The organism is Dyadobacter sp. AC419 (assembly GCF_979253085.1).
Genome location: NZ_CEEDCD010000023.1, coordinates 263,399 through 287,763, shown reverse-complemented (window position 1 = coordinate 287,763; position 24,365 = coordinate 263,399). Strand labels below are relative to the sequence as shown.

General features: G+C 45.6%; 22 protein-coding genes. 12 read left to right on the top strand and 10 right to left on the bottom strand.

Annotation, left to right across the window (positions count from 1 at the left end):
* Positions 1–122: 122 nt before the first annotated feature.
* The 5 genes from AC0IYG_RS21630 to AC0IYG_RS21610 all read right to left on the bottom strand — a co-directional run bounded on the left by AC0IYG_RS21630 (position 123) and on the right by AC0IYG_RS21610 (position 2,040).
* Positions 123–548: a putative toxin-antitoxin system toxin component, PIN family gene (locus tag AC0IYG_RS21630; RefSeq protein ID WP_471713152.1), complete on the bottom strand. Its 426-nt coding sequence runs from the start codon at positions 546–548 to the stop codon at positions 123–125.
* The gene (locus tag AC0IYG_RS21625) at positions 514–744 is read right to left on the bottom strand and encodes a hypothetical protein (protein ID WP_471713264.1); all 231 of its coding nucleotides are present in this window, start codon (positions 742–744) and stop codon (positions 514–516) included. The genes AC0IYG_RS21630 and AC0IYG_RS21625 overlap by 35 nt, the downstream gene beginning before the upstream one ends.
* Before the next feature lie 201 nt (positions 745–945).
* Complete coding sequence (locus AC0IYG_RS21620) at positions 946–1,269, bottom strand: HigA family addiction module antitoxin (protein WP_471713150.1); 324 nt, start codon at positions 1,267–1,269, stop codon at positions 946–948.
* A 15-nt stretch (positions 1,270–1,284) separates the two neighbouring features.
* Complete coding sequence (locus tag AC0IYG_RS21615) at positions 1,285–1,455, bottom strand: type II toxin-antitoxin system RelE/ParE family toxin (RefSeq protein ID WP_471713149.1); 171 nt, start codon at positions 1,453–1,455, stop codon at positions 1,285–1,287.
* A 171-nt stretch (positions 1,456–1,626) separates the two neighbouring features.
* Positions 1,627–2,040, bottom strand: a complete 414-nt coding sequence (locus AC0IYG_RS21610; protein ID WP_471713148.1) for an XRE family transcriptional regulator — start codon at positions 2,038–2,040, stop codon at positions 1,627–1,629.
* A gap of 570 nt (positions 2,041–2,610) precedes the next feature.
* Between AC0IYG_RS21610 and AC0IYG_RS21605 the strand changes: the two genes are divergently transcribed.
* The 7 genes from AC0IYG_RS21605 (at position 2,611) to AC0IYG_RS21575 (ending at position 11,079) form a co-directional block, all read left to right on the top strand.
* A complete protein-coding gene (locus tag AC0IYG_RS21605) occupies positions 2,611–2,886 on the top strand; it encodes an ArsR/SmtB family transcription factor (RefSeq protein ID WP_471713147.1) in 276 nt (91 codons plus the stop codon).
* Positions 2,887–2,994: 108 nt separating this feature from the next.
* Positions 2,995–3,744 carry an NADPH-dependent F420 reductase gene (locus tag AC0IYG_RS21600; protein WP_471713146.1) on the top strand — a complete coding sequence of 250 codons (750 nt, stop codon included), beginning with the start codon at positions 2,995–2,997 and terminating at the stop codon, positions 3,742–3,744.
* Positions 3,745–3,760: 16 nt separating this feature from the next.
* Positions 3,761–5,122 (top strand): NtaA/DmoA family FMN-dependent monooxygenase, encoded by a 1,362-nt coding sequence (locus AC0IYG_RS21595; protein WP_471713145.1) that lies wholly within the window; start codon positions 3,761–3,763, stop codon positions 5,120–5,122.
* Positions 5,123–5,209: 87 nt separating this feature from the next.
* Positions 5,210–6,028, top strand: coding sequence for an SDR family NAD(P)-dependent oxidoreductase (locus AC0IYG_RS21590; protein ID WP_471713144.1), 819 nt, complete (start codon positions 5,210–5,212; stop codon positions 6,026–6,028).
* A 60-nt stretch (positions 6,029–6,088) separates the two neighbouring features.
* Positions 6,089–6,985, top strand: a complete 897-nt coding sequence (locus tag AC0IYG_RS21585) for a helix-turn-helix domain-containing protein (RefSeq protein WP_471713143.1) — start codon at positions 6,089–6,091, stop codon at positions 6,983–6,985.
* 75 nt (positions 6,986–7,060) lie between these two features.
* Positions 7,061–7,816 carry an NADPH-dependent F420 reductase gene (locus tag AC0IYG_RS21580; RefSeq protein WP_471713142.1) on the top strand — a complete coding sequence of 252 codons (756 nt, stop codon included), beginning with the start codon at positions 7,061–7,063 and terminating at the stop codon, positions 7,814–7,816.
* 443 nt (positions 7,817–8,259) lie between these two features.
* Positions 8,260–11,079: a hybrid sensor histidine kinase/response regulator transcription factor gene (locus tag AC0IYG_RS21575; protein ID WP_471713141.1), complete on the top strand. Its 2,820-nt coding sequence runs from the start codon at positions 8,260–8,262 to the stop codon at positions 11,077–11,079.
* A 3-nt stretch (positions 11,080–11,082) separates the two neighbouring features.
* Here the strand turns inward: AC0IYG_RS21575 and AC0IYG_RS21570 are convergent, their stop codons facing one another.
* The 3 genes from AC0IYG_RS21570 to AC0IYG_RS21560 form a co-directional block, all read right to left on the bottom strand.
* Positions 11,083–11,787 carry a hypothetical protein gene (locus AC0IYG_RS21570; RefSeq protein ID WP_471713140.1) on the bottom strand — a complete coding sequence of 235 codons (705 nt, stop codon included), beginning with the start codon at positions 11,785–11,787 and terminating at the stop codon, positions 11,083–11,085.
* 68 nt (positions 11,788–11,855) lie between these two features.
* Complete coding sequence (locus AC0IYG_RS21565) at positions 11,856–12,323, bottom strand: cytochrome-c peroxidase (RefSeq protein ID WP_471713139.1); 468 nt, start codon at positions 12,321–12,323, stop codon at positions 11,856–11,858.
* A gap of 14 nt (positions 12,324–12,337) precedes the next feature.
* Positions 12,338–12,721 (bottom strand): hypothetical protein, encoded by a 384-nt coding sequence (locus AC0IYG_RS21560; protein WP_471713138.1) that lies wholly within the window; start codon positions 12,719–12,721, stop codon positions 12,338–12,340.
* Between the two features lie 378 nt (positions 12,722–13,099).
* On the opposite strand from AC0IYG_RS21560, the gene AC0IYG_RS21555 reads away from it, so the two are divergent.
* A complete protein-coding gene (locus AC0IYG_RS21555) occupies positions 13,100–13,861 on the top strand; it encodes a hypothetical protein (protein WP_471713137.1) in 762 nt (253 codons plus the stop codon).
* A gap of 48 nt (positions 13,862–13,909) precedes the next feature.
* On the top strand, positions 13,910–14,989 hold the full coding sequence (locus tag AC0IYG_RS21550) for a ThiF family adenylyltransferase (RefSeq protein WP_471713135.1): 1,080 nt from the start codon (positions 13,910–13,912) through the stop codon (positions 14,987–14,989).
* A 132-nt stretch (positions 14,990–15,121) separates the two neighbouring features.
* Here the strand turns inward: AC0IYG_RS21550 and AC0IYG_RS21545 are convergent, their stop codons facing one another.
* Positions 15,122–15,919 carry a hypothetical protein gene (locus AC0IYG_RS21545; RefSeq protein ID WP_471713134.1) on the bottom strand — a complete coding sequence of 266 codons (798 nt, stop codon included), beginning with the start codon at positions 15,917–15,919 and terminating at the stop codon, positions 15,122–15,124.
* A 321-nt stretch (positions 15,920–16,240) separates the two neighbouring features.
* On the opposite strand from AC0IYG_RS21545, the gene AC0IYG_RS21540 reads away from it, so the two are divergent.
* Both AC0IYG_RS21540 and AC0IYG_RS21535 read left to right on the top strand, forming a co-directional pair.
* Positions 16,241–16,939 (top strand): response regulator transcription factor, encoded by a 699-nt coding sequence (locus AC0IYG_RS21540; protein ID WP_471713133.1) that lies wholly within the window; start codon positions 16,241–16,243, stop codon positions 16,937–16,939.
* Positions 16,936–17,262, top strand: a complete 327-nt coding sequence (locus tag AC0IYG_RS21535) for an Hpt domain-containing protein (protein ID WP_471713132.1) — start codon at positions 16,936–16,938, stop codon at positions 17,260–17,262. Before AC0IYG_RS21540 ends, AC0IYG_RS21535 begins: the two co-directional genes overlap by 4 nt.
* A 10-nt stretch (positions 17,263–17,272) precedes the next feature.
* Here the strand turns inward: AC0IYG_RS21535 and AC0IYG_RS21530 are convergent, their stop codons facing one another.
* Complete coding sequence (locus AC0IYG_RS21530) at positions 17,273–22,903, bottom strand: hybrid sensor histidine kinase/response regulator (protein WP_471713131.1); 5,631 nt, start codon at positions 22,901–22,903, stop codon at positions 17,273–17,275.
* A gap of 191 nt (positions 22,904–23,094) precedes the next feature.
* Here AC0IYG_RS21530 and AC0IYG_RS21525 point away from each other — a divergent pair, with 191 nt between their 5' ends.
* Positions 23,095–24,345: a styrene monooxygenase/indole monooxygenase family protein gene (locus tag AC0IYG_RS21525; RefSeq protein WP_471713130.1), complete on the top strand. Its 1,251-nt coding sequence runs from the start codon at positions 23,095–23,097 to the stop codon at positions 24,343–24,345.
* The last annotated feature ends 20 nt before the right edge of the window (positions 24,346–24,365 follow it).

Sequence of the window (24,365 nt, the reverse complement as noted above, 5' to 3'; positions counted from 1 at the left end):
GATGTTTTTTGAATGCGGGAATTTACAGAGAGAGACTGAAACGTCCAGCTGAAAATCTGGTTGTAGGATAATTGATACTGACCGGCGGCTAATTTGATGCTTTCGACATTTTAAGTATCTAACTACTTCTTTTCTAGTTCAAATTGCCACATTGTCACAATTCTAGTTTTCTGATATTCGCCAAGAACTAATAAATCCTGATCACCGGTAATTAAAAAATCAGCTTTACAACTTTCGCAAACTCCAAGTAAATAGTTGTCATCTATGTCACGGACGATTTCAGGAGCTACACCGTCCTCGGTTTTCTTCAAAAACTTCAATGTAATAATCTTGAAGCGATTAACCTGCTTGTGCGAAATGTATTTTGAAAATTTAGGACGTTCAATAACATCACTGAATTCATCCATTAAGGTAGATGAATAGAATACCTGCAAATCTGGATTTTTTAGGATATTATAATAAAGTGTTCGGCGGGATTTTCGACTGATGCAGGCAGATACATACCAATTAGCATCAAGGACGATGCTGAGCTTTTTGCTTTTTTTCATTCCGGTACGCATTGATTTCATCCTGGATCTCTCGGGTAGACATTTCGATATCAGGCAGCTCTGCGTCGAGTTCTTCGAAGAGTTGATCAATCATGCGGTCCTGTATTTTTTTAGCAATAGTTAGCTGTGCCTTTGCCGGGAAGGCCTCAAAGGTCTTTATAAATTCGGTCGGTGTCATTGCATTACCTGTTCTCATTTCCCTTAATTTTATCATACAACAATGGAAGTTACAAGAAAAATCATTCTCATCGAAACGCGACATGACCTTTACAATGGCTTTTCGCTACTTTCCAATCAACCACTCCAACCTCCCCATCATCTCATCCTTTCCTTACACATCCCTCATTCAAATAATTAACGAAATCTGACAATATCTGTACTTTCTAAATTATAATGTTTACGCAGTCTGCACCGCCTTCGGCGGCCATATTGCACGAATTTTAGATGCATCTACACGCTTCCTCGCCTGTGCAAGATCATAATTTTTCTGTACAGCTAACCAAAACTCGGCATCCGTGTTAGGGAACGCTGCGCCTAAACGGATTGCCATTTCGGGTGACACCGCAGATTTCCCATTGATAATGGCAGATAGCGTTTTCCTGGTTGTCCCCAAAACTGTGGCAACCTGCTCAACTGTAAGTTTTTGCCCTGTTTCCTCATAAATCCCGTCAAGGGTTTCTCGAATAAGTTCGCCCGCATGAGCTGGATCAAATAAAGCCATAACTGTAACTCCTGTTTAGTGATAATCTACATAATCAACATCTGCGGCGTTCTCTCCAATAAAACGAAAGATAATTCGCCAGTTTCCAGATACTCTGACCGAATAAAACGATCTTAAATCACCTTTTAGGGCGTGAAAATAATACCCTATCTCGTTCATTTTTTCTGGCGCATTGGCCGCATCCAACCTGGTCAAAATCAGTTTTATCCTAGAATATGCTTTTGCTGTAATTTTGAACGGTCGCCCTTGGTAGCGTAAAGCTCCAAGCCTTTATGTCTAAAACTTATAATCATAACATGAATGCAACACGAAACGTGTCACGTGTCACTTGTTTTTTTATAGTGTGCTATTTTTCTGCTACTTCCCAATCAGCCGCTCCAACCTTCCCATCATCTCATCCTTCTCCTTCAACATTCGCTCATACAATGCAATCTTCTCCTCATGAAGTTGAATGATCTTGTCAATTGGATGGAAAACGGGATTATTATTTACGACAGCCGAATTGTTATTGAATGTACTTGAAATAACGGTGATCGCTTGATTTTCATCAAAGTTCCGAATCGCCTCCGCAGGAATCTTCAAAATTGCCGCCACCTGCTCCAAAATATCAGAATCGATCTTTTCCCTTTGTTCTAGCAGCGAGACTTTTTGCTGGTTCCATTCTTCGCCTAGTTCGAATGCGAGGGCGTCTTGTTTGATCGCGAGCATTTCCCGAAATCTTTTGAGATTGCGGCCTTCGTGGATCTTGGGATTGGAGGTAGTATGTGTCATTTGTAAAGGGTGTTTGGTTAAAAAGGCAATTTATGTAAATCTCCCGGGAAGTTTCCGGATAATTTACGGGCGGCCCGCGTAGGGCGATCGATTGTAAGTTACCGGGCGGGTTCCGTCATTCCAGAGTTACTTTTTGAATCGATACGCCAGCAAGGGTTTTTTTTGATCGGTGGCTTGTGTTGGGCGTCAGCGATAATCATGGTTTTTAATGCTCCTGACATAGCGCTGTCAGTGGGCGGCGATACAGTGTTCATTAAAAACAGGCAGCATGAAAGACAAGAAAATCAAAGTTATCCCCGACAACTACACAGCCGTAACGCCATGGATCATATCGCGATCGTCGGCTGATTTAATTGACTTTTTAACTGCAGTATTTGCAGCCGAAGAGGTTCCGCATAGCAGAATTGTGGTTACTTGTTCAAGGTCAAACTGTTATGATTTGACAATGCACTAAACCAGCGGCGCTTTTCTTATTCTCCCGAGATTAATTACTTGCTAAAAGAACTATTTCATCCAGCATCCAGTTACTAATACATAAACGAATGCGCATGTATTTAAAAAATCAAATAAATGGATAGCAAATCACTTGTAAAAATGGCCAAATCGCTCAGCGATCCTACCAGGCTGGCGTTGTTACAGGAAATAGCAAAGGGAACGAACAGAGGGTGCGCTGACCTATTTGAATTTGTTCCGATAAGCCAGCCGTCCATGTCGCAGCACCTGAAATCATTGGCAGAATCTGGGTTAATTGAGTCACATAAGGAAGGCCGGAATATGCGCCTTGCCATTAATGATGAAAAGTTGGAGGAGCTGACTCATTTTCTCCAATCCCTAAAAATAGCATAAGAAGTTTACTCCCGCTGAAATCACATTGCAGTGGGTTTTATTTTAATCAAACATATAAACGTTTGCTTATATATTTATTTAATGATGTGACTTAAAAACAGTTTAAAAATGAAGATCGGAGTTATTGGCGTCGGCCATATTGGAAAAACATTGGCCTTGAAGCTGGCCAAATCGGGACATGAAGTAGTTGTGGCTAATTCGAGTGGACCTGAAAGTATAGATCCGTCTGTGATTGCTACGGGTGCTGTTGCCGTTACGGCCCACCAGGCCGTGCAGGATAAAGATGTTATCATTCTTTCTATTCCCTTGGAGCGGACACCCGAAGTTGCGCCTTTGTTTGCGGACGTTTCCAAGGACGTAGTTGTGATTGATACCTCTAATTATATTCCAGCACGCGATGGTGAAATTGAGAGTATAGAAGCAGGACTCGTTGAAAGCTTATGGGTTCAGCAGCAGCTTGGACGTCCTATCGCAAAAGCCTGGAACGCGATTATTGCCCATTCTTTTGCTACAAAGGGCAAACCTGCAGGAAATCCAGACCGTATTGCAATACCGATATCAGCGGACCGGGATGTTGACCGGGGAATCACTTTGCAACTGGTTGATGAAACCGGATTTGATGCCTTTGATGCTGGCTGTCTGGCCGATTCCTGGCGGCATCAGCCGGCAGCTCCTGCCTACTGTACAGATCTGACATTAGCGGAACTACAAGCTGTCATTGATACCGCAGAAAAGGAGCGTTTACCGAAACGTAGAGAATTATGCATTGCAGTTCTTACGGAACGTCTTGGTGGTATTTCCCCTGACAATATTGATTGGGATTTCGTCCGTCGACTGAACCGTACACTGTATATGTAATTCAAAAAACAGAATTATGGATTCTTTAATAAAACAAACCAATAAACTTTCCAATTCAAACAAACAAATGCTGATCGGCCTGCATTTAGGTAACGGTTATGGCTCTCAGCCTGGGGCGTGGCGAATGCCGGGTGTAGATCCGGAAAGTTATACCAGCTTTGATGCGCGAGTGAAGCAGGCGCAGGCAGCAGAGCGTGGAAAGTTTCAGTTTATCTTTTTGCCGGATGGCCCTGGCGCAATTATGTCTGATATCGCTACGGAATCACCGGGTTTCAATCTGGATGTCATGATGACGCTTGCCGCCGTGGCAAGGGAGACGGAATATATCGGTTTGGTCGCAACAGGGTCAACCACATTCAATGAGCCTTTTAATTTAGCACGACAATTCAAAGCTTTGGATGTGATGAGCCACGGCAGGGCGGGCTGGAATGCTGTTACATCAAGCGGCGACGATGTGGCGGCGAACTATGGCAGGAAAATTCCATCCAGCGAGGATCGTTACGGTCGCGCCCATGAGGTTATCCAGTTGATCCAGGCACTTTGGGGCAGCTGGGGAAAGGATGCCTGGATTCATAATCAGCAAACCGGCCAGTTCGCGAAGAAAGATAAGATCCTTCCCATCCATTTTCAGGGAAAATATGTCGGTTCGCGCGGGCCGCTTTACATTCCCCCTTCTGAGCAGGGGCAACCCATCGTCTTTCATGCCGGAGGCAGTCCAAATGCACATGAGCTTGCGGGGCGTTTTGCCAATGCGGTTATCGGTGCGGCATTTACCATTGAAGATGCACGCGCACAGCGGAATGCATTCAGGGAGGCGGCGAAACGTTACGGGCGTGATCCGGACGAGATCAAATACATTCCCGGCCTGATGACCACCATTGCAAAAGACAGGCGCACCGCCCTCGATCGCCGGATTCAGCTAAACAAGCACACGTTCCGTCAGAGAGTAAGTTATCTGCAGCAAATGCTCAGTATTCCACTTGACGCAAACCAGCTCGACCAGCCAATAGCAAAAGAGCTGCTGGCCGATGCCCGTCCATCCCGCTACGACCCGCGTTCTCCCCATGCATTGAAGATTGCAAAAGAAGGATGGAGTTTGCGCGATATCCTGGCTCACGGAGTCATAGACTATCATCCCGTGATTGTCGGTCCGGGCATTGAAGCGGCAGATCATATGCAGGCATGGTTCAAAGCAGGTGCGGCCGACGGCTTCTGGATCTCGCCGGACGTGAATGCAGACGGAATCGATGCTTTTGTAGATGAAGTAGTTCCTATCCTGCAAAAGCGGGGATTATTTCATCGGGATTACGAAGGGAAAACGCTACGCAAGCATTTGGGCGCGCCGGAACAGTATGGCATGGATGTCCGGATTTCGTAAAAACGTTTCACTATTGCCGACTTTTGTATCATACTTCCTACGCTCGATCGGCGGAACTTTGTCGTTATAAATATTACAAATAAAACAATGACAAAAACTATTTTTATAACAGGCGCTTCCCGCGGATTTGGCAGGATTTGGACAGAGGCATTTTTAAAACGTGGTGACAATGTAGTCGCAGCTGTGCGTAAGCCTGAAACATTGACCGAACTTTCAAAAGCATTTCCGTCAAATCTAGTGGTGTTAAAACTGGATGTAACGGACAAGCAAGCAAGTTTTCAGGCAATCGAAACTGCAAAAGCACATTTTAGCCGCATCGATGTGTTAATCAACAATGCAGGTTATGGACAAATCGGAGCCGTTGAAGAAGTAAGCGAGCAGGAAGTAAGGTCCCAGTTTGAAACGAATGTTCTGGGTTCATTATGGACTATTCAGGCTGTGTTACCTGTGATGCGGGAGCAAAATTCTGGGCATATCATTCAACTTTCAAGTGCGCTGGGGTTGAATACGGTGACATTCATGGGACTTTACAGTGCGACTAAATTCGCCATTGAAGGTCTAACAGAAACATTGGCTGCCGAAGTGGCTGATTTTGGAATCAAGGTCACGCTTTTGCAACCAGGCCCTTACGACACCGACTTCAATGGTTCGGATTCGCTGGCTGTAAGTGAGCCGATCCCGGTTTATGATGGTATGAAAAAGGTTTTTTGGGAATATGCCGAGGCGGGAGATTCGGGTAATCCTGCCGCGACGGTCGATGCGCTCTTTGCCTTGGTAGATGCCGAGAATCCGCCATCAAGATTGATATTAGGTAAAATTGCTTTGCCCTGGGTGAAACAAACCTATGAACAGCGCCTGAAAACGTGGGAATCATGGGAGGAAATATCTGTGGCAGCACACGGTTGATGAAGTTTAGAATAAGTGGAATCCGGATTTCCCGGGTTCCGTTTTTATCAATGCAAACCAATGAAACATTTCACAAAAATAAGCGAACTGCATGCAGCGCTGGGTGTAAAGCCCCCAGAGCATCCGCTTTTTAGCGTCATGTATGGCGAATACGGCTCATGTGATGGAACTTATGATGTTGAATTTACTTCCGCATTTTACATCATCGGTTTCAAAAGGTTGAAATCGGGCAGCATGCATTACGGAAAAACAAAGTATGACCATGACCGTGGAGCAATGTCGTTTGTAAAACCACAGCAGAAGGTGACATTTAAGCATGTGGAATTACAGGATAAGGGCTTTCTGATCATCATTCATGAAGACTTTTTGCCTGGAACTGCCCTTTACAGCGAGATTAAGAAATACGGTTACTTCGATTATGAGGTCAATGAGGCGTTGCACCTTTCCCCTTCCGAAGAAGACATCATCTGGAATCTATATTATAGTTTAGAAAAAGAACATTACAACAATACGGATGAGCTCAGCAAGGCTATCATTATAAGCCTTTTAGATTCCCTGCTTAAATATGCACAGCGTTTTTACAAAAGACAATTCATCAACCGGACACAGCTAACCGGCTCGACCGTCACCCGGTTTAATGCATTGCTGGTGGCTAATTTTGAAGACAGAAAGACTAAAAATATTGGTCTTCCCACCGTTTCGGGCATGGCAGATGAACTGAACATTTCTCCCAGATATTTAACCGATCTGTTGAAACAGGAAACAGGAAAAACAGCACTCGAGCTGATCCATCTTTTTTTAATTGGCGAGGCAAAGAACCTGTTGAGAGAAGGAACTCCGAATATCTCAGAAATCTCTCAATTACTCGGCTTTGAAAATACCACTTATTTCTCCCGGCTATTTAAAAAAGAAGTAGGGGCTGCTCCCAATAAATTCCGGGACAGTCTGCTTAATTAACCATTGTAGTTTCCCGCGAAGCCGGGCAATCCGGTCGCTTTTACAAATATAATTTCTAACAAAACATACAGAATCATGAATATCGGAATCATTGGAACCGGCGCAGTCGGCTCCCCACTTGCCAGGAACCTTGCAGCTGCCGGACACAATGTCAAAGTGACCAATACCCGCCCGTTTGCAGAACTGACTGAAAAAGCGCAATCTCTTGGCGCAAGTCCCGCCACAATTGAAGATGTTGTTAAGGATGTTGACATTGTTTTCATCAGTGTGCCTTTCGGCGCAATTCCCAAATTTCCCAAAGACCTGTTTCGATCACTGCCAGACGAGGTGATTGTAGCGGATACAGGCAATTATTATCCTTTCCGGGACGAGAAAATCGATGCCTTAGAGCAGGGACAAGTTGAAAGTGTGTGGGTTGCTCAGCAACTGGGACGTCCTATTACAAAGGCATTTAACAACCTGCTCTCCGAAACGATTGCCGCCGGCGGAAAGCCCGAGGGTACACCCGGCCGGATTGCGCTTTCTATTGCAGGTGATGATCAACATGCCAAACAGGTAATCGCTGGCCTTGCCAATGAACTGGGCTTTGATGTGGTAGATGGAGGAACCCTGGCCGACTCCTGGCGACAGCAGCCAGGCACGCCAGCTTACTGCACAGAATTGACCGCTGCTGAATTAACAGCAGCACTCGATGATGCAGTGCCAGGAAAGGCGCCGCAGATACGCGATGAGATCATCGGTGAGCTGGTGCAGCGCAAATCTTTGCCCACACGAGAGGAAATGGTGGCAGGCAATCGCGCCAGACAACTGGGCAAGTCCGGGGGCTTATGATACTGCTTTGTTAAGATCTTCGGCTGTTTAAAACCGAACAAGTCAGATGCCTGGTTTAATACGGCGCTGGCAAATGGATGATCAGCACAGTTCACATGATCCCCAATAAAAATTCCAAGAATGCAGACTGGGAAAGCTTCTGCGGTAGTTATACTTTTGGGTACGAGTAATAGGAAATGTTATTGTAAGTTTTATTTTTAGGAATAGTTTGCTCCATTTCAAATTGTACAGCGGTTGTACAATGGGAAATGCGGATTGGCCGAAATATTTGCTAATTGTAATAACGAAACAGAATTTTGACTGGAAAGATCAAAGTTTTTCACAAGCATTACGCCTTGCAAAAAGCACTTCTTTTTGTTTGTTTCTTACATTTTAGTTTTTCTGCCACTGCACAAACAGCTCCGGTTCTACTAACCGATAGCGCTCGATTTAAACCTCTATCATTGATCAAATCCCCTTGGAAATTCCACCCAGGGGACAATGCGCAATGGGCTAGCCCCGGCTTTTCTGACAGCAGCTGGCAAACCCTTGCCGGGACGAACTTTGGAAAAGGAAAATATATCAAATCCGCAGCGCCCAAGAACTGTACAGGCTTTGGCTGGTTTCGGTTATGGGTCAAAAAGACAAGCCCGGATTTGACAGACAGCTGGGGTTTGAAACTGAGCCACGACGCAGCTTCTGAAACGTATCTGGATGGTAAAAAGATCATGTCTTTTGGCCGGCTGGGAAATTCAAAACAGGCCATGCAGGCCGTACGGAGACCGAATGTGGCGATTCCGCTGGCTATTAGGGACACGCTGCCGCACCTGATCGCGATCCGTTTCAGCAACCACGAGGCATTTTATCCAAACTTCATCGGCTTTGAGGCCCAGATTCAGGATCTGCATCAAATGAACAGCCAGCTCGTGGCAGATCACCATTTCATGGATCTGCTTCTCATGAGCGTGGCTGCCGCTTGTACGCTGGTGCTGCTGCATCTGCTCCTGTTTGCATTCTATCCCAAACAGCGGATTCATCTGTGCTACGTGTTGTATGTTTCCATGATTGCGCTGGGGCTTTATGCGCGGTATGAGACCATTGTCGCGACTGACCCGGCGATGCAGATCTTTTATACGAAAGTGTTCTTGTGCTTTATTACCATGAACCTCGCATTTGGCGCATTACTGCTCTATTCGGCAGGTTACAGCACATTGCCGCGCAGAAAAATAATCGCGGTCTTTGCGATTTCCATTCCCGTTACGTTCCTGACCGTCTGGAATTGGTATGACATATGGTATGACCAGATCATAACCAACATTCACAATTTATATCTGCTGCTATTTATCCTGTTCTTTTATACCGATGCCTTTCTTGCCGTGTTGCGGGAAGTGCGAAAAGGCAGAAAGACATTGTGGTTGGTTGCAGCAGGGGTGATCTTTCATTTTTTGACAGGAATACTTATCGGCGCCAATGTTTTCAACTGGTTTACAGTACCGGAAGTAATGCTTGCATTTGCCTGGGGAAATCTGGTGGTGCCCGCGCTCTTTACCATTTACCTGGCTTTGGAAGTGGCCGGTACCAATCGTTTTCTGGCAAAGCAACTCATTGAAACCCGCGATCTGGCAGCCGCCAACTTAGCCCAGGAACAGGAAAAACAAAGGCTGATTCTGGCACATACAACGGAGCTGGAAACCACTGTTTTGAAAAGAACCGCCCAGGTAAGAGAACAAGCCGAGCGTTTGCAGGAGATGGACGCTGCGAAATCAAGGTTTTTTATCAATCTCACGCATGAGTTCAAAACGCCGCTTTCGCTGATCATGAACCCTGCGAGGGAATTGTTAACTAACCCCGACCGCAAGGTTGCCGAGCGATACGCTGGTTATATCCTCCAAAACAGCAATCGGTTGTTACAGCTTATCAATCAGTTACTTGACCTAGGCCGGTTGGAATCCGGGCAGACGAATCTCGACATAAATCCGGTTGATATCATTGCGCTTTTGCGCATGCACGTTGCCCAGTTTGATTCTCTCGCAAACGACCGGAACATTCAACTGGATTTCTTTACAAATGTGGAATCTTTGATTATCAACGAAGATGCCGACAAGCTTGAAAAGATCATTCAGAACCTGATCAGTAATGCGATCAAATTCAGTCATAAAGGCGGACAAGTGAAGATTTTTTTCAATATGCTGGCTGAGGAGCAGTACGAGATCAGGGTGGAGGACGATGGAATTGGCATTCCGGAGAATAAAGTGCCATTCATTTTCGACCGGTTCTATCAGGCTGATAGCAGCGACACCCGAACCAGGGAAGGAGCGGGGATAGGCCTGGCGCTGGTCAAGGAACTGGTCACATTGCTTGGCGGGAACATTAGCGTAGAGAGTTCCGAGGCGAAGGGAAGCGCCTTTACCGTCCGCCTGCCTTACAAATTAAGTGCCGAAAATGCGGAACCAATGCCATATCCCGAAACGCCCGTTTACCATTTAAACGGAAATGAGCAAGTTGCTGAACAGCAAGCCGGAGGCTCTTTACCCGTAATCCTGCTTATTGAAGACAATCAGCAACTGAACGCATTTATCCAAACAACTTTGTCCGAAAAATATCTGGTCCTGACAGCAGAAGACGGACAGGCGGGAATTGATCTTGCACTGGCAGAAATCCCTGCGCTGATCATCACCGATCTAATGATGCCGGTCAAAAACGGCTATCAGGTTTGTGCAGAATTGAAAGCAGATGAGCGCAGCAGCCACATTCCCATTGTCATGCTTACGGCCAAAGCCGATCAGGTTAGCCGGATCCACGGTTTCGAAACGGGTGCGGATGCCTATCTGGGTAAACCGTTTGATAACCGGGAGTTGCAGGCGGTGATCGAAAACCTGATGCGGCAACGCAAGACTTTGCAGGAAAAATACACTCAGAATTACCGTTGGCTTACCCATTCAGAAGAAATGCCTTCTGTGGAGAAGGCATTTCTTTATAAAATCAGGACGGTTATTGAGCAAAATCTCGACGATGAACAGATCAGTACGGATTGGGTTGGCAGGCAGCTTGGCCTGAGCCGGGCGCAGCTTCATCGCAAACTAAAAGCGTTGATTAACCAGAGTCCGGGCGAATTTGTCCGCAGCATTCGCATGCAGAAAGCGCATGAACTGCTGGAAAATAAGGCCGGGACCATTGCCGAAGTTTCCTATATGGTCGGTTACAGTAACCCGGCCAATTTCTCAACCAGCTTTTCCAAACATTTCGGCTATCCGCCCAGTGCTGTAAGTTTTGAAAAACAGTAATGATCAGTTTTTCAAGGTCACCCTCAATCTTTCGTAAAAAGCTTCGGTTACGCTGCCAACGTAATTATAAGGACTGGTGTTGCGGGGCAGTTTCACGGTTGTAACATCATTGTCAACAAAGAAAGACGACGAGGAAAACACCGTGATAGGCACAACTACTGACCCTGTTTTTTCCATCCTGTAAGGAAAGATCATTTCGTACGTAACATCCATATTTTCACCAATTGCCATGTTTAAAGCCACAGGCGGCCCAAATTTATCTCTTTCTCCATATGTGCCGCCTCCAGTGCTGGTATGGAGAATTTTTCCGCCCGAAGTGTTGTGCGTATATCCGATCAGGTAACCCTCATTTACCGGAAAGGAAGGTGAAGCGATTCTTTTCAGCGTGATTTTTATGTCAAATATAGCCGAGCCAATTTTTCCTTCTTCATTTCCGGCGTAACTGTCCGTCTTAGCGAGTGATCGCGGCAATGCGAGCACCTGGTTCGAGCCGGTTACCGTTCCGGCCTCTACGCCATCTGCACCCAGGAAGGTGATTTTTTCAATTAAAAATTCGCAGGGATAGAGGCGGTCGCCGCCGTTCACATCCTTGCATTTGGATTCGGGCAGGTTGCTGGCTGGCACGTCGTGATCTGAACAAGACACGGCCAACGCAAGTACACCGTAAGCAAGTGCTAGAAAAAATGAGGTAATGCTGAGTTTGAACATAGTTTTAAGGATAAATGATGAAAGATTGTGTAATAATTATTTCAAAAAACGCCTGTCTGTGAGGGAGATCAGGAAATTTTCAATGTCTTTGCTAAATTGCTTTTCGATGGCAGCTCGTTAAATATGCGCAGAAACGATTGCTGGTAAAATGCATCATTGTTCAACCGGGCAATGGCCGAATCCACCGGCAAGTCCATTTCGACCGGATTTTCTATGGGGATGAGCACCTGTTGTTCCAAAGTCGCAGCCCTTCCGTCCCAGAAAAAACTTTCCTGAAAACGCATGTTCATAGCAGAAGGCGTATTTCTTGTCCCCACCCGTCCATTCACGCCCGGGCTTATTTGTAAAGAGTCTGCGAAAGCCAGATTTTCTTTATGACAAGATCCGCAGCTGATGGCCCGGTTTCCGGAAAGGATCGGGTCAAAAAACAGTCGCTTTCCCAATTCAAGGGAAGTCGCCGGCTCGGGTTCGTGCATCACGCTGCGGATGAAAAGCAGCGGAACGGCGCAGAGCAGTATGACTATTTTTGCTTTCACGGGAAATATTGCGGTTATTTTTTTGGCAACTTCTTGCAAGCCAAACCATTCGCACCCTGATAGCGCTCCTGACAGGTGTCGGAAATGGCAGTAAACAGCAGTGAATCCTGAGCGTAATATTTCAGCTTGTAAGTCCCGTAGTAAGCGAGATTACAACCGTTGTCAGAAACACTTATGGTGTCATTTTTGATAAAATAGCGCCCGGTAGTGAATGCTTTCCCATTCACAATGCCATCATAAGTGCTGTCGGCCCGAAAGACAAACATCAGGTTAATGTCTCCGTTTGGAGATTTTTGTATCCGTTGCCAGCGTCCCACAATGGGATCGGGGGCGCTTATAAAAGAGACAATTGTTAAAATACCAGCTAGGCAAATCAGCCAGGTAATTGAGTTTTTCATCGGTTTCAAGATTGGTGATTAAGAAGATCACAAAGCTCGACGATGAGGCTGGAAATGGGTTTTGAATTTGTTGCAGATACGTTTGAAAATGTGTCAATTGAAGATAAATGCTTCGGTGCGAACAACTGGTGGAGACCTGTTTTTGTTTGTAGCGTTTGTAGGAAGAATGTTTGGCGTGAGCGCCTTGTCAGGTTGGACTACATTTTAATAATTCTTTACACTTATTAAGACTTGTTGAAAAACTCGGCTTTGAGCGGGAGGTAATTTTGTTGAGCCGATGCCATTATGATGCAACTCTTTGCAAAAGGAGATTTCAGTTATTTAAAGTTCTAGACCATCGGCGCGAAAACATTTTTAAATCATTTAATTCCAGCTCCAATGTCATTCAACTTTCACCATTTAATTGAAAACTTCGAACTCAGAGAACTCAGAAGTGAGACGGATATCGTAGATCACCTTGCTTTACGACGAGAGATCTATAAAAAGGAATATTCCCGCGAATACACGGACAATCAATATGATTTGCTACCCAGTGATTGGAAAGCAAATTTGATCGGCATATATTCTAAGGGAGAACAAATTGCAACAATAAGGGTTGTGACAAGACATGTTAACAAATCGATTGAAAAACAGCTGCAGAACATTAATCAAAAATTTCACCTCCAAATCCAGCCCGATTTATCCAATGCGCTTCCCACGGAATATGCCTTTGATATAAGCTCACACGGATGCCCGCTTTACAATGATGCAACTGTCGAGCTTAGCAGGGTTGCAGTAGCAGATGCGTATAGAGGATTGGGTTTATGCCGGTTTGCAATGTTGGCAGCGATCGGGATTTCGATTCTGGACAAGGCTGAATATTGTCTTTATTCTTGCTCGACCAGCGCAGTGAAATTTCATGAAGATCTGGTGCCAATGATGGAGAACACCACGGCGGTGCAAAAAGAATATGGTTATCCAGGATTTAAATTCCCGACGTCGTCTGCGGCTGTCCTATCATCAATCCAACATATTTCGCCAAAACAGATGAACCAGGCTATTCTTGCCGGCACTGTTTGCAGATATGGAATTGGTGTGTTGGGCGATAATTTTTTCGAGAAAACCAATGCCGGTCAACAACTTCCATCTTTCGCTTTATAAATCTTCACACCAGTATTTATGGATTCAATAACGAATTATACCCAGAATATGTCAGAGCAATTAAGCATCACTTTTAAACCGCTGATGTTCCGGCTGGTTGATTTAGCTGACAAAGAAAGGTTGGACCTTTTGCTCGAACGAAATGCTGATGTTTTAGTATTTGATACGATTTACGATCAGCTTATTGAGCTCGTAAAGATTGAAAATGCGGGCGTCAGATTAAGTCAGGAGCAGGCAGAAGAGCGTGTTCAAAACCATCTTGATGGCAGGGACTTGCAAGAATACGGTGTCTGGGTTTTTTACCCATGGAGCCGCAGGCTAATTCACCTGCTTGACCGTGAAGAGTTTCACACCGTGCGGACCAACAGGAATAACTGCAAGATCACCAATCAGGAACAGCAGGTTTTGTCAACGAAAAAAGTGGGCATCATTGGCTTGTCGATTGGACATGCCGTCGCAATGACGCTGGCCACAGAACGCTCCGTCGGCGAACTGCGCCTGGCAGATTATGATCAAATTGAACTGTCAAACCTGAACCGGATCCAGACGAGTACGCACAATTTGGGCATCAATAAGGCTATCGTCGCGGCGAGGGCCGTTGCAGAAATGGATCCGTTTATCAATGTCCAGGTGTATCAGAGTGGAATTTCGGAAGGCAATATTGATCAGTTTCTGACGGAGGGAGGAAAGCTTGACCTGTTGGTGGAGGTTTGTGATGGCCTGGACATTAAGTTCATGACGCGACATCGGGCGCGCGCATTTGAAATTCCGGTTGTGATGGATACAAGCGATCGGGGAATGATTGATATTGAGCGTTTCGACATGGAGCCGCAACGCCCGATATTTCACGGATTATTGAAAGATTTCGATATGAACAGCATGACTAACCTCACAACAGAAGAGAAAATAAAATTGGTTGGTGAGATCATTGATATGAATAACATCTCAGATCGCTTAAAATTTTCAATGACCCAGATTGGTAAGACGATTCTATCCTGGCCTCAGTTAGCTTCCGCAGTTGCGCTGGGCGGCGCTATCACTGCCGATACTTGCCGAAAAATCCTCCTGGATGTCAATGTGAAATCAGGACGATATTATGTTGACATTGACAGGATAGTCGGAGTTTGAGTTGTTCACTTATCGGCACCGGAATTACGATGTGAGAAGAAGCAGCATTAATGAAGTGGATTTAGTTAATAACAAATAAAACCGCCATTCAAAGTGGCGGTTTTATTTTGCATTGGTTTAAAAATCAATGTGCTACTGCAATGCAGCCGGTTCGCTATAAAGGAAATCATCCATCACAACCAGGTCATTTTCAGCATTATCCGCGTACTTATTGCTGATTGCCGCCGAACCCGAAGTAATGGTCACTTTTGTCACCTTGCTATCCGGGAAAACGGCTCCCAGGAAAGAAAATCCTTTGTCATCTTTTCGGATCGGTGCGGCGAACTTTCCAAGGCTTTTATCACCTTCAAAAAATTCCAAGGTCGTAGAATTCGCCTTGTCGACATCTGATAATACAACGCCAAATCCTTTCACAAAAGCCGCCGTTGCCGTTCCGGGCACCTTGAATGTAACGTCCATTTTGTTGCTTCCGGTGGCGGCGAATGTGCGGGCCGGGCTGAATGCATTGAACTGGTCTTTGTAATTTGAAACGAGATCGCTGAAATTTTTATCGCTGATCCGAAGCCCGTTTCCTGGCGTTGTGAAAATGGCTCCACGCTTTCTTCCGGCTGCAACATTCGGGTCTATGCTATTGAAAAAGTCGCCGGGGAATGTGTCTGTATTGGTCTGATTGTCGGGAACTGCGTCCCAGTTTATTTCGCGGCGTCCGGTGGTTTGTCCGGGCGTTGTGTTAAGCTGGTCACCAAGCAGACTTTTGAAAGAAGCCAATTGCGAAATAATGTCTCCACTGCCTTTTACTTCGGTAAAGTTTACGGATGGTGCAGGAGTTTCAGGCTCGTCACTGCTGGAACTGCACGCAGACATGATTGCAATACACATCATTGCGCCCGCATTTTTAATCGTTTTTTCGAAAGAACTTTGTGATTTCATAATTGAGTTTTGATTTAAATTCTTTTACTTTTTTGACTCGACAAAATTACCTGTCGCGGGATTGTGCAAATTGAAAGAAATGCTAAAAACTCTAAAAAAGTATAAAAATGAGCATCAAAAAATCGATTATAGTTCATTGGTTATCAAGATAGTAGGGCTTTTTTGTGAGTTGTAATCATAAATTAGTCTATCACAGATAAGCGGAGTTTTTATGGCCAAACCTTTAAATAAGAACTTTGGAAAATACAGGAGTAAAAGAGGAGATTATTCTATTTTTGGCGCCCTTACATCTGGGATTCTCAACTAAACTCACTCTTAAAGATGACAAGCCTTTTATTGATCGACGACGAAGTCCAGTACAGTGAATTGACTAAGGAATATTTGGAAATGAAAGGCTGCAATGTGGTGCTCAAACACGATGGACAAGCCGGATTGGACGCATTCAAACTACATACATTTGACCTTTGCGTGCTCGATATTAAAATGCCCAAAAAGGACGGCTTCACGCTGGCTGAGGAGATCAAGGAAATTAATGAAATGACGCCCATCATTTTCCTGACTGGTCAGTCGCTCAAAGAAGATAAAATCAAAGGTCTCATGCTTGGCGCCGACGATTATCTTACCAAACCGTTCAGTATGGAAGAGCTTTATCTGCGGATAAAAGCGATTCTGAAAAGGGTCAAAGTGCAGGAAAAAGCCATTGTAATCGACCAGTATCAATGGGGAAATTCGAAATTTGATCTTGAATTACGCGAGCTTACCGTTGCGGGAGAGAAAATCAAGCTCACTTCCATCGAATCCAAGCTGCTCAAATTATTCTGTGAACACCAAAACAAAGTGCTCACCCGCGAAGTGGCGATGATGGGAATCTGGGGCGACGAAGAACATTATCGCGGTTACAGCCTGAATGTGTATGTAAGCAAGCTGCGCAAATTTTTCAAACCGGATTCCTCTGTCGAGATTCTTAATCTGCACGGCGAAGGTTACAAACTGGTTTCCAAACAGCGTGTTATTTCATGATGGATCTTTCTTTTCTGAATAGGCAAATGGCTGGTGATGAGAAGCTTGTCGCTCGCTTTGTTTCCATTTTTAAAGCGCAGGTCCCAGCACAGGTCAGTCAGTTGCCGGGCTTATGTGAGAATGAAGATTGGGAAGAACTTTCATCCGCATTTCACAGTCTTAAAACGCAGTTCAATTATATGTTAATGACCGACTTTGCCGAACAAATGCGCAAGATGGAGGAAAGTGTCGACAATGGTGAAACCGCATTCATTGCAACCCGCATAGCTGAATTCACCAAAAAGTTTGATCATTTCTGGCAAACCGAATTTCCTGAAAACTGACACAATATCCTCAAAGCGTTTCTTCTGTTTTTGCTGCCGCTTCGAGCAGTTTCCTGATTTTAAATTTCAACTTTTTCGCTTCAATTGGTTTGGTAATGTAATCATCCATTCCTGCATTCCGGCACTTTTGCGCTTCTGCCGGATTAGCATTTGAAGTGAATGCCAGAATGGGGGTGTGCCTGTCTTTTTCACGAGCACGGATGGCCTGCGTGGCTTTATAACCATCCATAATCGGCATTTTTACATCCATTAAGATAATGTCAAAGCTGGCTTCATCCAGTTTTTGCAGCGCGATTGCTCCATGATCTGCAATCGTAACGCGCACATTCTGAATGATCTTTTTCAATGTTTCCTCAGCTACCACCTGATTGAAAAGATTGTCTTCGACCAGCAGGATATTGACGCCGGAAAGCACTTTTTGATTGTCTTCATCGTCAACTTGTTCACCCGGATTGCAAATTTCAAACGTCAGGTTGAAACTGAAATTTGTGCCTTTTCCCAGCTCGCTGTGCACACGCATGGTGCCGCCTTGTTCTTCAACCAGCTTTTTCGCAATAAATAAGCCAAGTCCCGTCCCCGACTGTTTGGTGTTCAGATCGTCGTCAATGCGGGTGAAAGTTTCGAAAATATACGCCAGCTTATCCTGCGCAATGCCCATCCCCGTGTCGATGACTTCAAAAAGCAGTTCTTCACTTTCATGGTCGCGGCTTACCATGCTTACCTTAATGCGAACTGCGCCATTGTCGGTGAACTTAACCGCATTTCCAGCCAAATTCAGCAATATCTGATGCAGCCGGATCGGGTCGCCGATGAGCTGGGGACTCACATTCTCATCCACGCTAAGTTCCAATTGCAGCCCTTTTTCCTCGGCAATGACTTTCATAATGTAAACCAGCCGGTTCATCCGGTCACGGACCTGAAATGGTTTGTTTACAAATGAAAATTTGCCAGCCTCAATTTTCGAATAGTCCAGAATATCGTTGATAATGGCGAGCAGGTTCTCCGAAGAATAGCGGATTCCCTTCGCATATTCGGTTTGTTTTGGGTTTAATGGTGTATCAAATATAAGCTCCGACATGCCCAGAATAGCCGTCATCGGCGTGCGGATCTCGTGGCTCATATTGGCAAAAAACTGCTCCTTAAACCTCGATTTTTCCTCCACCAAAAGCTTCTGTCGCTCGATTTCTTCTTTCTGCACCTGAATTTCAGCTGTCCTGACAGCCACTTTTTGTTCCAGCTTTTCGTACAGGATGGCATTCTCGATCGACACAGCGATTTGCCCCGAAAGCAATTTCAAAAGCTGCGTCCGTTCATTGGTGAAGACGGCGGTCGCAAGATTGTTTTCAAGATAAAGCACGCCAACCAGTTTGCCCTGATTCAATGCCGGAATGCATAATGTGGAACGGATCTGCTTTTCAACAATCACCGGGTCGCTGCCAAACGTATCACTGGCCAGTGCGTCATGCAAAATGACGTCCGATTTGGTTTCAAATACGTGTTTGATAATGCTTACAGGAACCTGATCCGAATCTGCAAGCCGCAATTTCCGGATTTCGCTGCCTTCGTCCACCACAGACCGCCGGGCTTCAATGTACAGTTCACCTCCCCAGTCCAACACAAAATAACCCGATTGCGCCCCGGCATTTTCAATGGCAAACTGCATTAGCTTGTCCATTAATCGGCTGAAAATCACTTCACTGGAAATGGCAATGGACGCCTTCATGAGTGTAGCCAGATCCAAAGTCGAAACAATGCTTTCTCCTGCGACATTTTTGGCTGCAAAAGGCGATGAAAAGTCAGTATTTGGCTGCAACAGTGCCGGGAATGCATCCAGCAATAGCCGCACTTTTAACATACAACCCCATTCTCTGTATCCTTCCAAAGCGGCGGTCAGATACGTCAGCGCCATTTTATGCTGGCCTTTTTCGTGCCAATATTTGCCGCAAAGCTCATTGGCTAATGCAGCTTCATGCGGGTGCCGGTTCACATTGCTGGCTTTAATGGCCTTATCGTAACAGGCTGCGGCCTGCTCGCTTTTCCCTTTGGCAGCGTAGATTTCTGCTTCTAATAAAAACACTCGATGTTCCAGGTTAATCGGGATATGCCGCGAAAGTTTCCTGAGCTTATTGTAATGTGTTATAGCGGTTTTCAAACCAGCTGAATCTTGACGACGCGTTCTATAAACGGCAATGTTAAGCAGTGCAAAAAAGAAGGAGAACAGCGCTTCGAAATGGGTTCCGCGCACATTAGTCGCAAAACCCGTAGCAGTTTGGGCGAAGACCAGCCCTTTTTCCAGTTCACCGGAAAAATAAGCCAGGATCATTTTATAAGTGAAAGCGACGAACATCCGGGAATTATTCTTCATCGCAAAAATGCCTTCACTGGCCTCTCCTTCATCGAAATAATCACCGGTAAGGGACAAAGGGTCATTATTTTCACCGAGCAGATTGGAAGCGATCTGGATCAGGGGCTCATTATAATGCGATAAAGATCCTTTTGAAAGCGATTTGGGCAGTTGATTATAGGTGATCATTTCATGCTTTGCCCAGTGCAGGTTTTTACCCGAAAGCAACAAATGAAAGCTGTATGAGCTTGATGCGTAGGAGCAATATTCTACGTCGCCTCGTTCGAGGCCGGTCTGGTAGGAAATGCGGAGCGGTTCGAGTGATTCATTAAGATGCTCGCCCGACGACCTGTTGACGATATTATAGAGCAGTAATGTGCGTGCTTTCGCGTCCGAATTTTCCATCAGGTCCGCCAGTTTCAATGCCACATTTCCATAACGGTAACAAGCCTGATGGTTGGTTTCAATTGCATTCACAATCGCTCCGTAGGTGGCGAATGTAATGGCAGACTCTGGTGCAATGCCGTATTTGAGCGACAATTCAACCATTTTAAGCACCATCAAGGGATACAATTCGGGGATAGCCGAGAAGGAGGCTGCTGTTATATTTTGTAAAAAACGCATGACCGTCAGCTTGTCCGAAGCAGTCATTTTAGGTAAATCTTCCAGCTCCTCAATCGTTTTTCCGCGCATGAGCCATTTGGATTTAATGTAGGCAGCGGCGGTGTGCAGTTTCGTGACTTTCGAAGGAAAACTGACGTCAAGCGTTTTCAAAACTTTCAATGAAAGCAGAACTGCATCCAAATGCTGCTCATGAAATATCAGGCTTTGAATCTGAATATGATAGAGCTCAATTTGGTCCGTAGTATTGGCGTGAGCAAGTGCTGTTTCGGCAACTTCCCAACACTTTTCAGCATTACCAGCCAGATATGCGCTTTCGGCAAGGTTCAAATGCAAGGTAAATGTCAGCGGATATTCATTAGCCCAATCTTCGGTCACCAGCAGGTCTTTCCCAATCTGAAAATAGGCCATCGCAACCGAGTATGCAGCCGATGACCGGGCTTTTTTACCGGCGTCAAGATTTAGCCCGGCAATTTTATAACGCTCTTCGGCCAGTGCAAACGCCTTCGGATGGTGATTCAGGTGGTTGACTATTTCAAACAACTGCTCATAACGCTCGGCCGCCGAAAGCCTTTCAAGCAAAAAGTAGCCAATGTTAACGTGCATTTCATCCCGGGATTCTGGCGAAAGCACATTGTAAGCAGCTTGCTGCACCTGATCGTGGACAAATTGATAGCGATTTGCCGATAAAAACTGATTTTCATGACCACGTTCTGCCGTTAGCCGAAGCAAATTTTCTGTAACACATTCACGCAGATCTTCCGCAGTTTCCTGCGGCGTTTTGTCGGTCAATGCCGAAAGCATGGTCAGCTCAAAATCTGAACCGATGCACGAGGCCGTGACCAATGCATGGCGCGCAGCTTCGCTTAATGCGTTGATTCTGGAAGTCAGCAATTGCTGGGAAGAGCCGGATAATGCGTAGTTGAGCACGCGCTGCTGCTCCCAGGTCCATTTGCGAGCCTGCGTGTTATAGGTTACAAAGCCTTTGGCAACCAGATCTTTAATGGTTTCAGTAACAAAAAACGGATTGCCGAGCGTGCGCGTGAGCACAATTTCTGCCAGCTGTGCAGCGACTTTTGGCGGGCAGGAAAACGTTTCCGAGATCATTTCGGTAATGTCGGCTGATCGTAGCGGATACAGTCTGAGCTGCGACAAACCGGATGCGGCGTCCATGGATTTCAGCGCCGCTTTCAGTGGATGATCTTCTGCTAATTCATTGTCGCGATAAGTGCCCACAATCAGCAGATTAGAACCTTCGACGGCGTAGGTAACCCGACTGAGAAACCGCAAACTGGACGGATCCGCCCAATGCAGGTCGTCCAGGAAAATGACGAGCGGATGTTCTTTTTTGGTAAATACATTGATAAACCTGGTAAACACATTCACAAAGCGGTTTTGCGCTTCAACGGGCGTCAATGCTTCCACGGCCGGCTGGGTGCCGATGATCTTTTCCAGCTCCGGAATCACATCAATAACGACGCGCCCGAACTGGCCAACGGCATTCAGAATCTCTTTTTTCCAATAGTTCGTTTGACCGTGCGATATTTTACAAACCAGCTCATTAAATGCTTTTATAATGGCTTCAAAAGGAATGTTTTGCACATATTGATCAAACTTACCCGTGATAAAAAGCACATTCTTAGACTCAACTTTCCGCTGTAATTCCCGGATAAGAGACGATTTGCCAATGCCGGAATTGCCCGACACCAGCACCATTTCATTACGCTCGCTGATTTTCTCAAAAGCCGCAAGCAGCAATGCCATTTCCTTTTCTCTGCCGTAAAGCTTTTCAGACAAATGGAACCGGCCGGGAACATCGTTTTTGCCAATTTGGAATTGCTTGGGAATGCTGCTGTTTTCAATGCATGTTTGGCAAGCTAAAAGGTCAGACCGGATTCCTAATGTGGTCTGGTAACGCTCTGAGGGCTTTTTTGATAACAGCTTTAATATGATGTCAGATACAATTGCCGGAACTGCCGGATCAACTGCTGACGGGGATGCAGCCGAACGGGCGAGATGCGCGTGCACCAGCTCGTTAGCGTCCGCATTTTCAAATGGCAAAATACCCGTAAAAAGCTGATAAAAAATGACGCCTAAATGATAATAATCCGACCGGAAATCAACAGGAATATCCATTAACCCACTCTGTTCCGGTGACATATATTGCAGCGCAATCGCACCTTTACTCTGGCATGCAGACTCATCCGGACGATCGTCCGCAACAGCGCAGGTTAGATCAGCAAGTCGGATTTCATAGGTTTCGGCGTTAATCAGGAAATGTGCAGGCCGGAGGTCGGGGTGGGAGATTCCGAGATAATGAAGCTCTTCGACGATCTGGGTAAGTGCTAATGAAATGCGCAGTGCTGCCTGAACGGAAGGTTTATATTCTAGCAAATAATCTTCCAGTCTGCAACCTTCAAAATCATCCATTTCAAGCACCAGATAATTCTCCGGCCGCAGCATCCGATGGTAATTCAATATCCCGCTGAATGCAAATGCGCTGCCAAAACTGAATTCCTGATCGATCTCTTTATAATGTGAATCCACGATCCCGGTGAACGGAATAATCTTTAAAATAACGTTTCTGCCGGTGATTTGCTCCACAGCGCGGATGAGCGATTTATTCGATTCTTTATGCAGTTCGGCAATGATCCGGTAATCGGGAATGGTTATCATACGGCGGCCAGCGTTAGCTTAATATGTTGTATGTCAAAGTTATGTAAAGGTAGGAATCAGCATTTGCCGTCAAATTCATGCTGCCCGATTTTTATAATTTTTTATACTTTTTAAGGAGTTCTTTCGATTTGCCCACGGCGCACTGCATTACCTTTGTCACTGTCAAAACGAAATTAAAACTTTAAGGATCAATGAGAAAGATAGCAATTATGGGAGCCGGCCAGTCGGGATTGCACCTGGCGATTAGACTTGTCAAAAACGGGTATGATGTGACGATCATTTCGGAACGCTCAGCAGAAGAAATATTCAATGGCCAGCCGACAGGTGCTACGTATCTTTTTCACGATTCACTGCAACTGGAACGCGAGCTTGGTCTGGACTTTTGGAGCGACACCGCTTACCATTCGACGGGCTTTAACATTAATTTCGGTAAGACCGACGGTAGCTTCGCGTTCGGCGTTAAATCCCGCACCAGCAAGCCTGGCGTATCCATTGATCAGCGGCTGAAATTTTACCAATGGATCAAGCTTTTTGAAAAACTAGGCGGAAAATTTGTGGTTAGCGACACGACGCCTTCCGATTTGCTTGCCTGCACGTCGCAGTTTGATCTGGTAATCGTCTCCTCGGGCAAAGGTCCGCTTGCAAGGTTATTCACCAAAGATGAGGCGCGTTCTACGCATGAAAAGCCTGCACGTAAGCTCGTGCAGCTGCATATCAATGATTTTGAACAAAGTGATAAGACCAAATTTACTTCCATAACCCTGGACGCACTCTTAGGCGGCGGGGAGATTATCACGGCTCCGTTTTATCAAAAAGACGACATTCAATGTTCCTTCGTGCTTTTTGAATGTATCCCCGGCGGCCCGATGGATGTTTTTGATGAGGCGACAACCGCTTCGGAATTGCTTGCAAAAGCAAAAGAAATGATCCGCACTTACTTGCCGTGGCGTTACCCGGCTTTTGCCAATGCAGAAGTCATTGCAGACAATGCATTTTTGAAAGGCGCATTCACGCCGGTCGTGCGCAAACCGGTCGTGCAGCTAAACTCATCTGCCGCGGTGCTTGGGGTGGGGGATACGGTGATTTTAAATGATCCTATCGTTGGGCAGGGGGGCAACAATGCATCCAAAATGGCCAACGTATATGCCAAAGCGATCATTGCAAGAGGCAACGAGCCTTTCGATGTGGAATGGATGAATGAGACTTTTGAAGAATTCTGGAATTACTCCAAATACGTGAACCGGTTCTCAGACATATTCCTCGCACCAGCGCAGCCGCATGTGATAGAAGTGTTGGGCGCAGCCACGGAAAACCCTGAAATCGCATCTGATTTCGTCAACGGATTTAACCATCCGCCTTCGATTTTCCCGTGGCTTGATGACGCGGAAGAGGCGAAAAAATACATGGCCAGCAAAGTCAGGACTGCCGAAGCTGTGATGTAAACAGGTCACCAAAACATTAT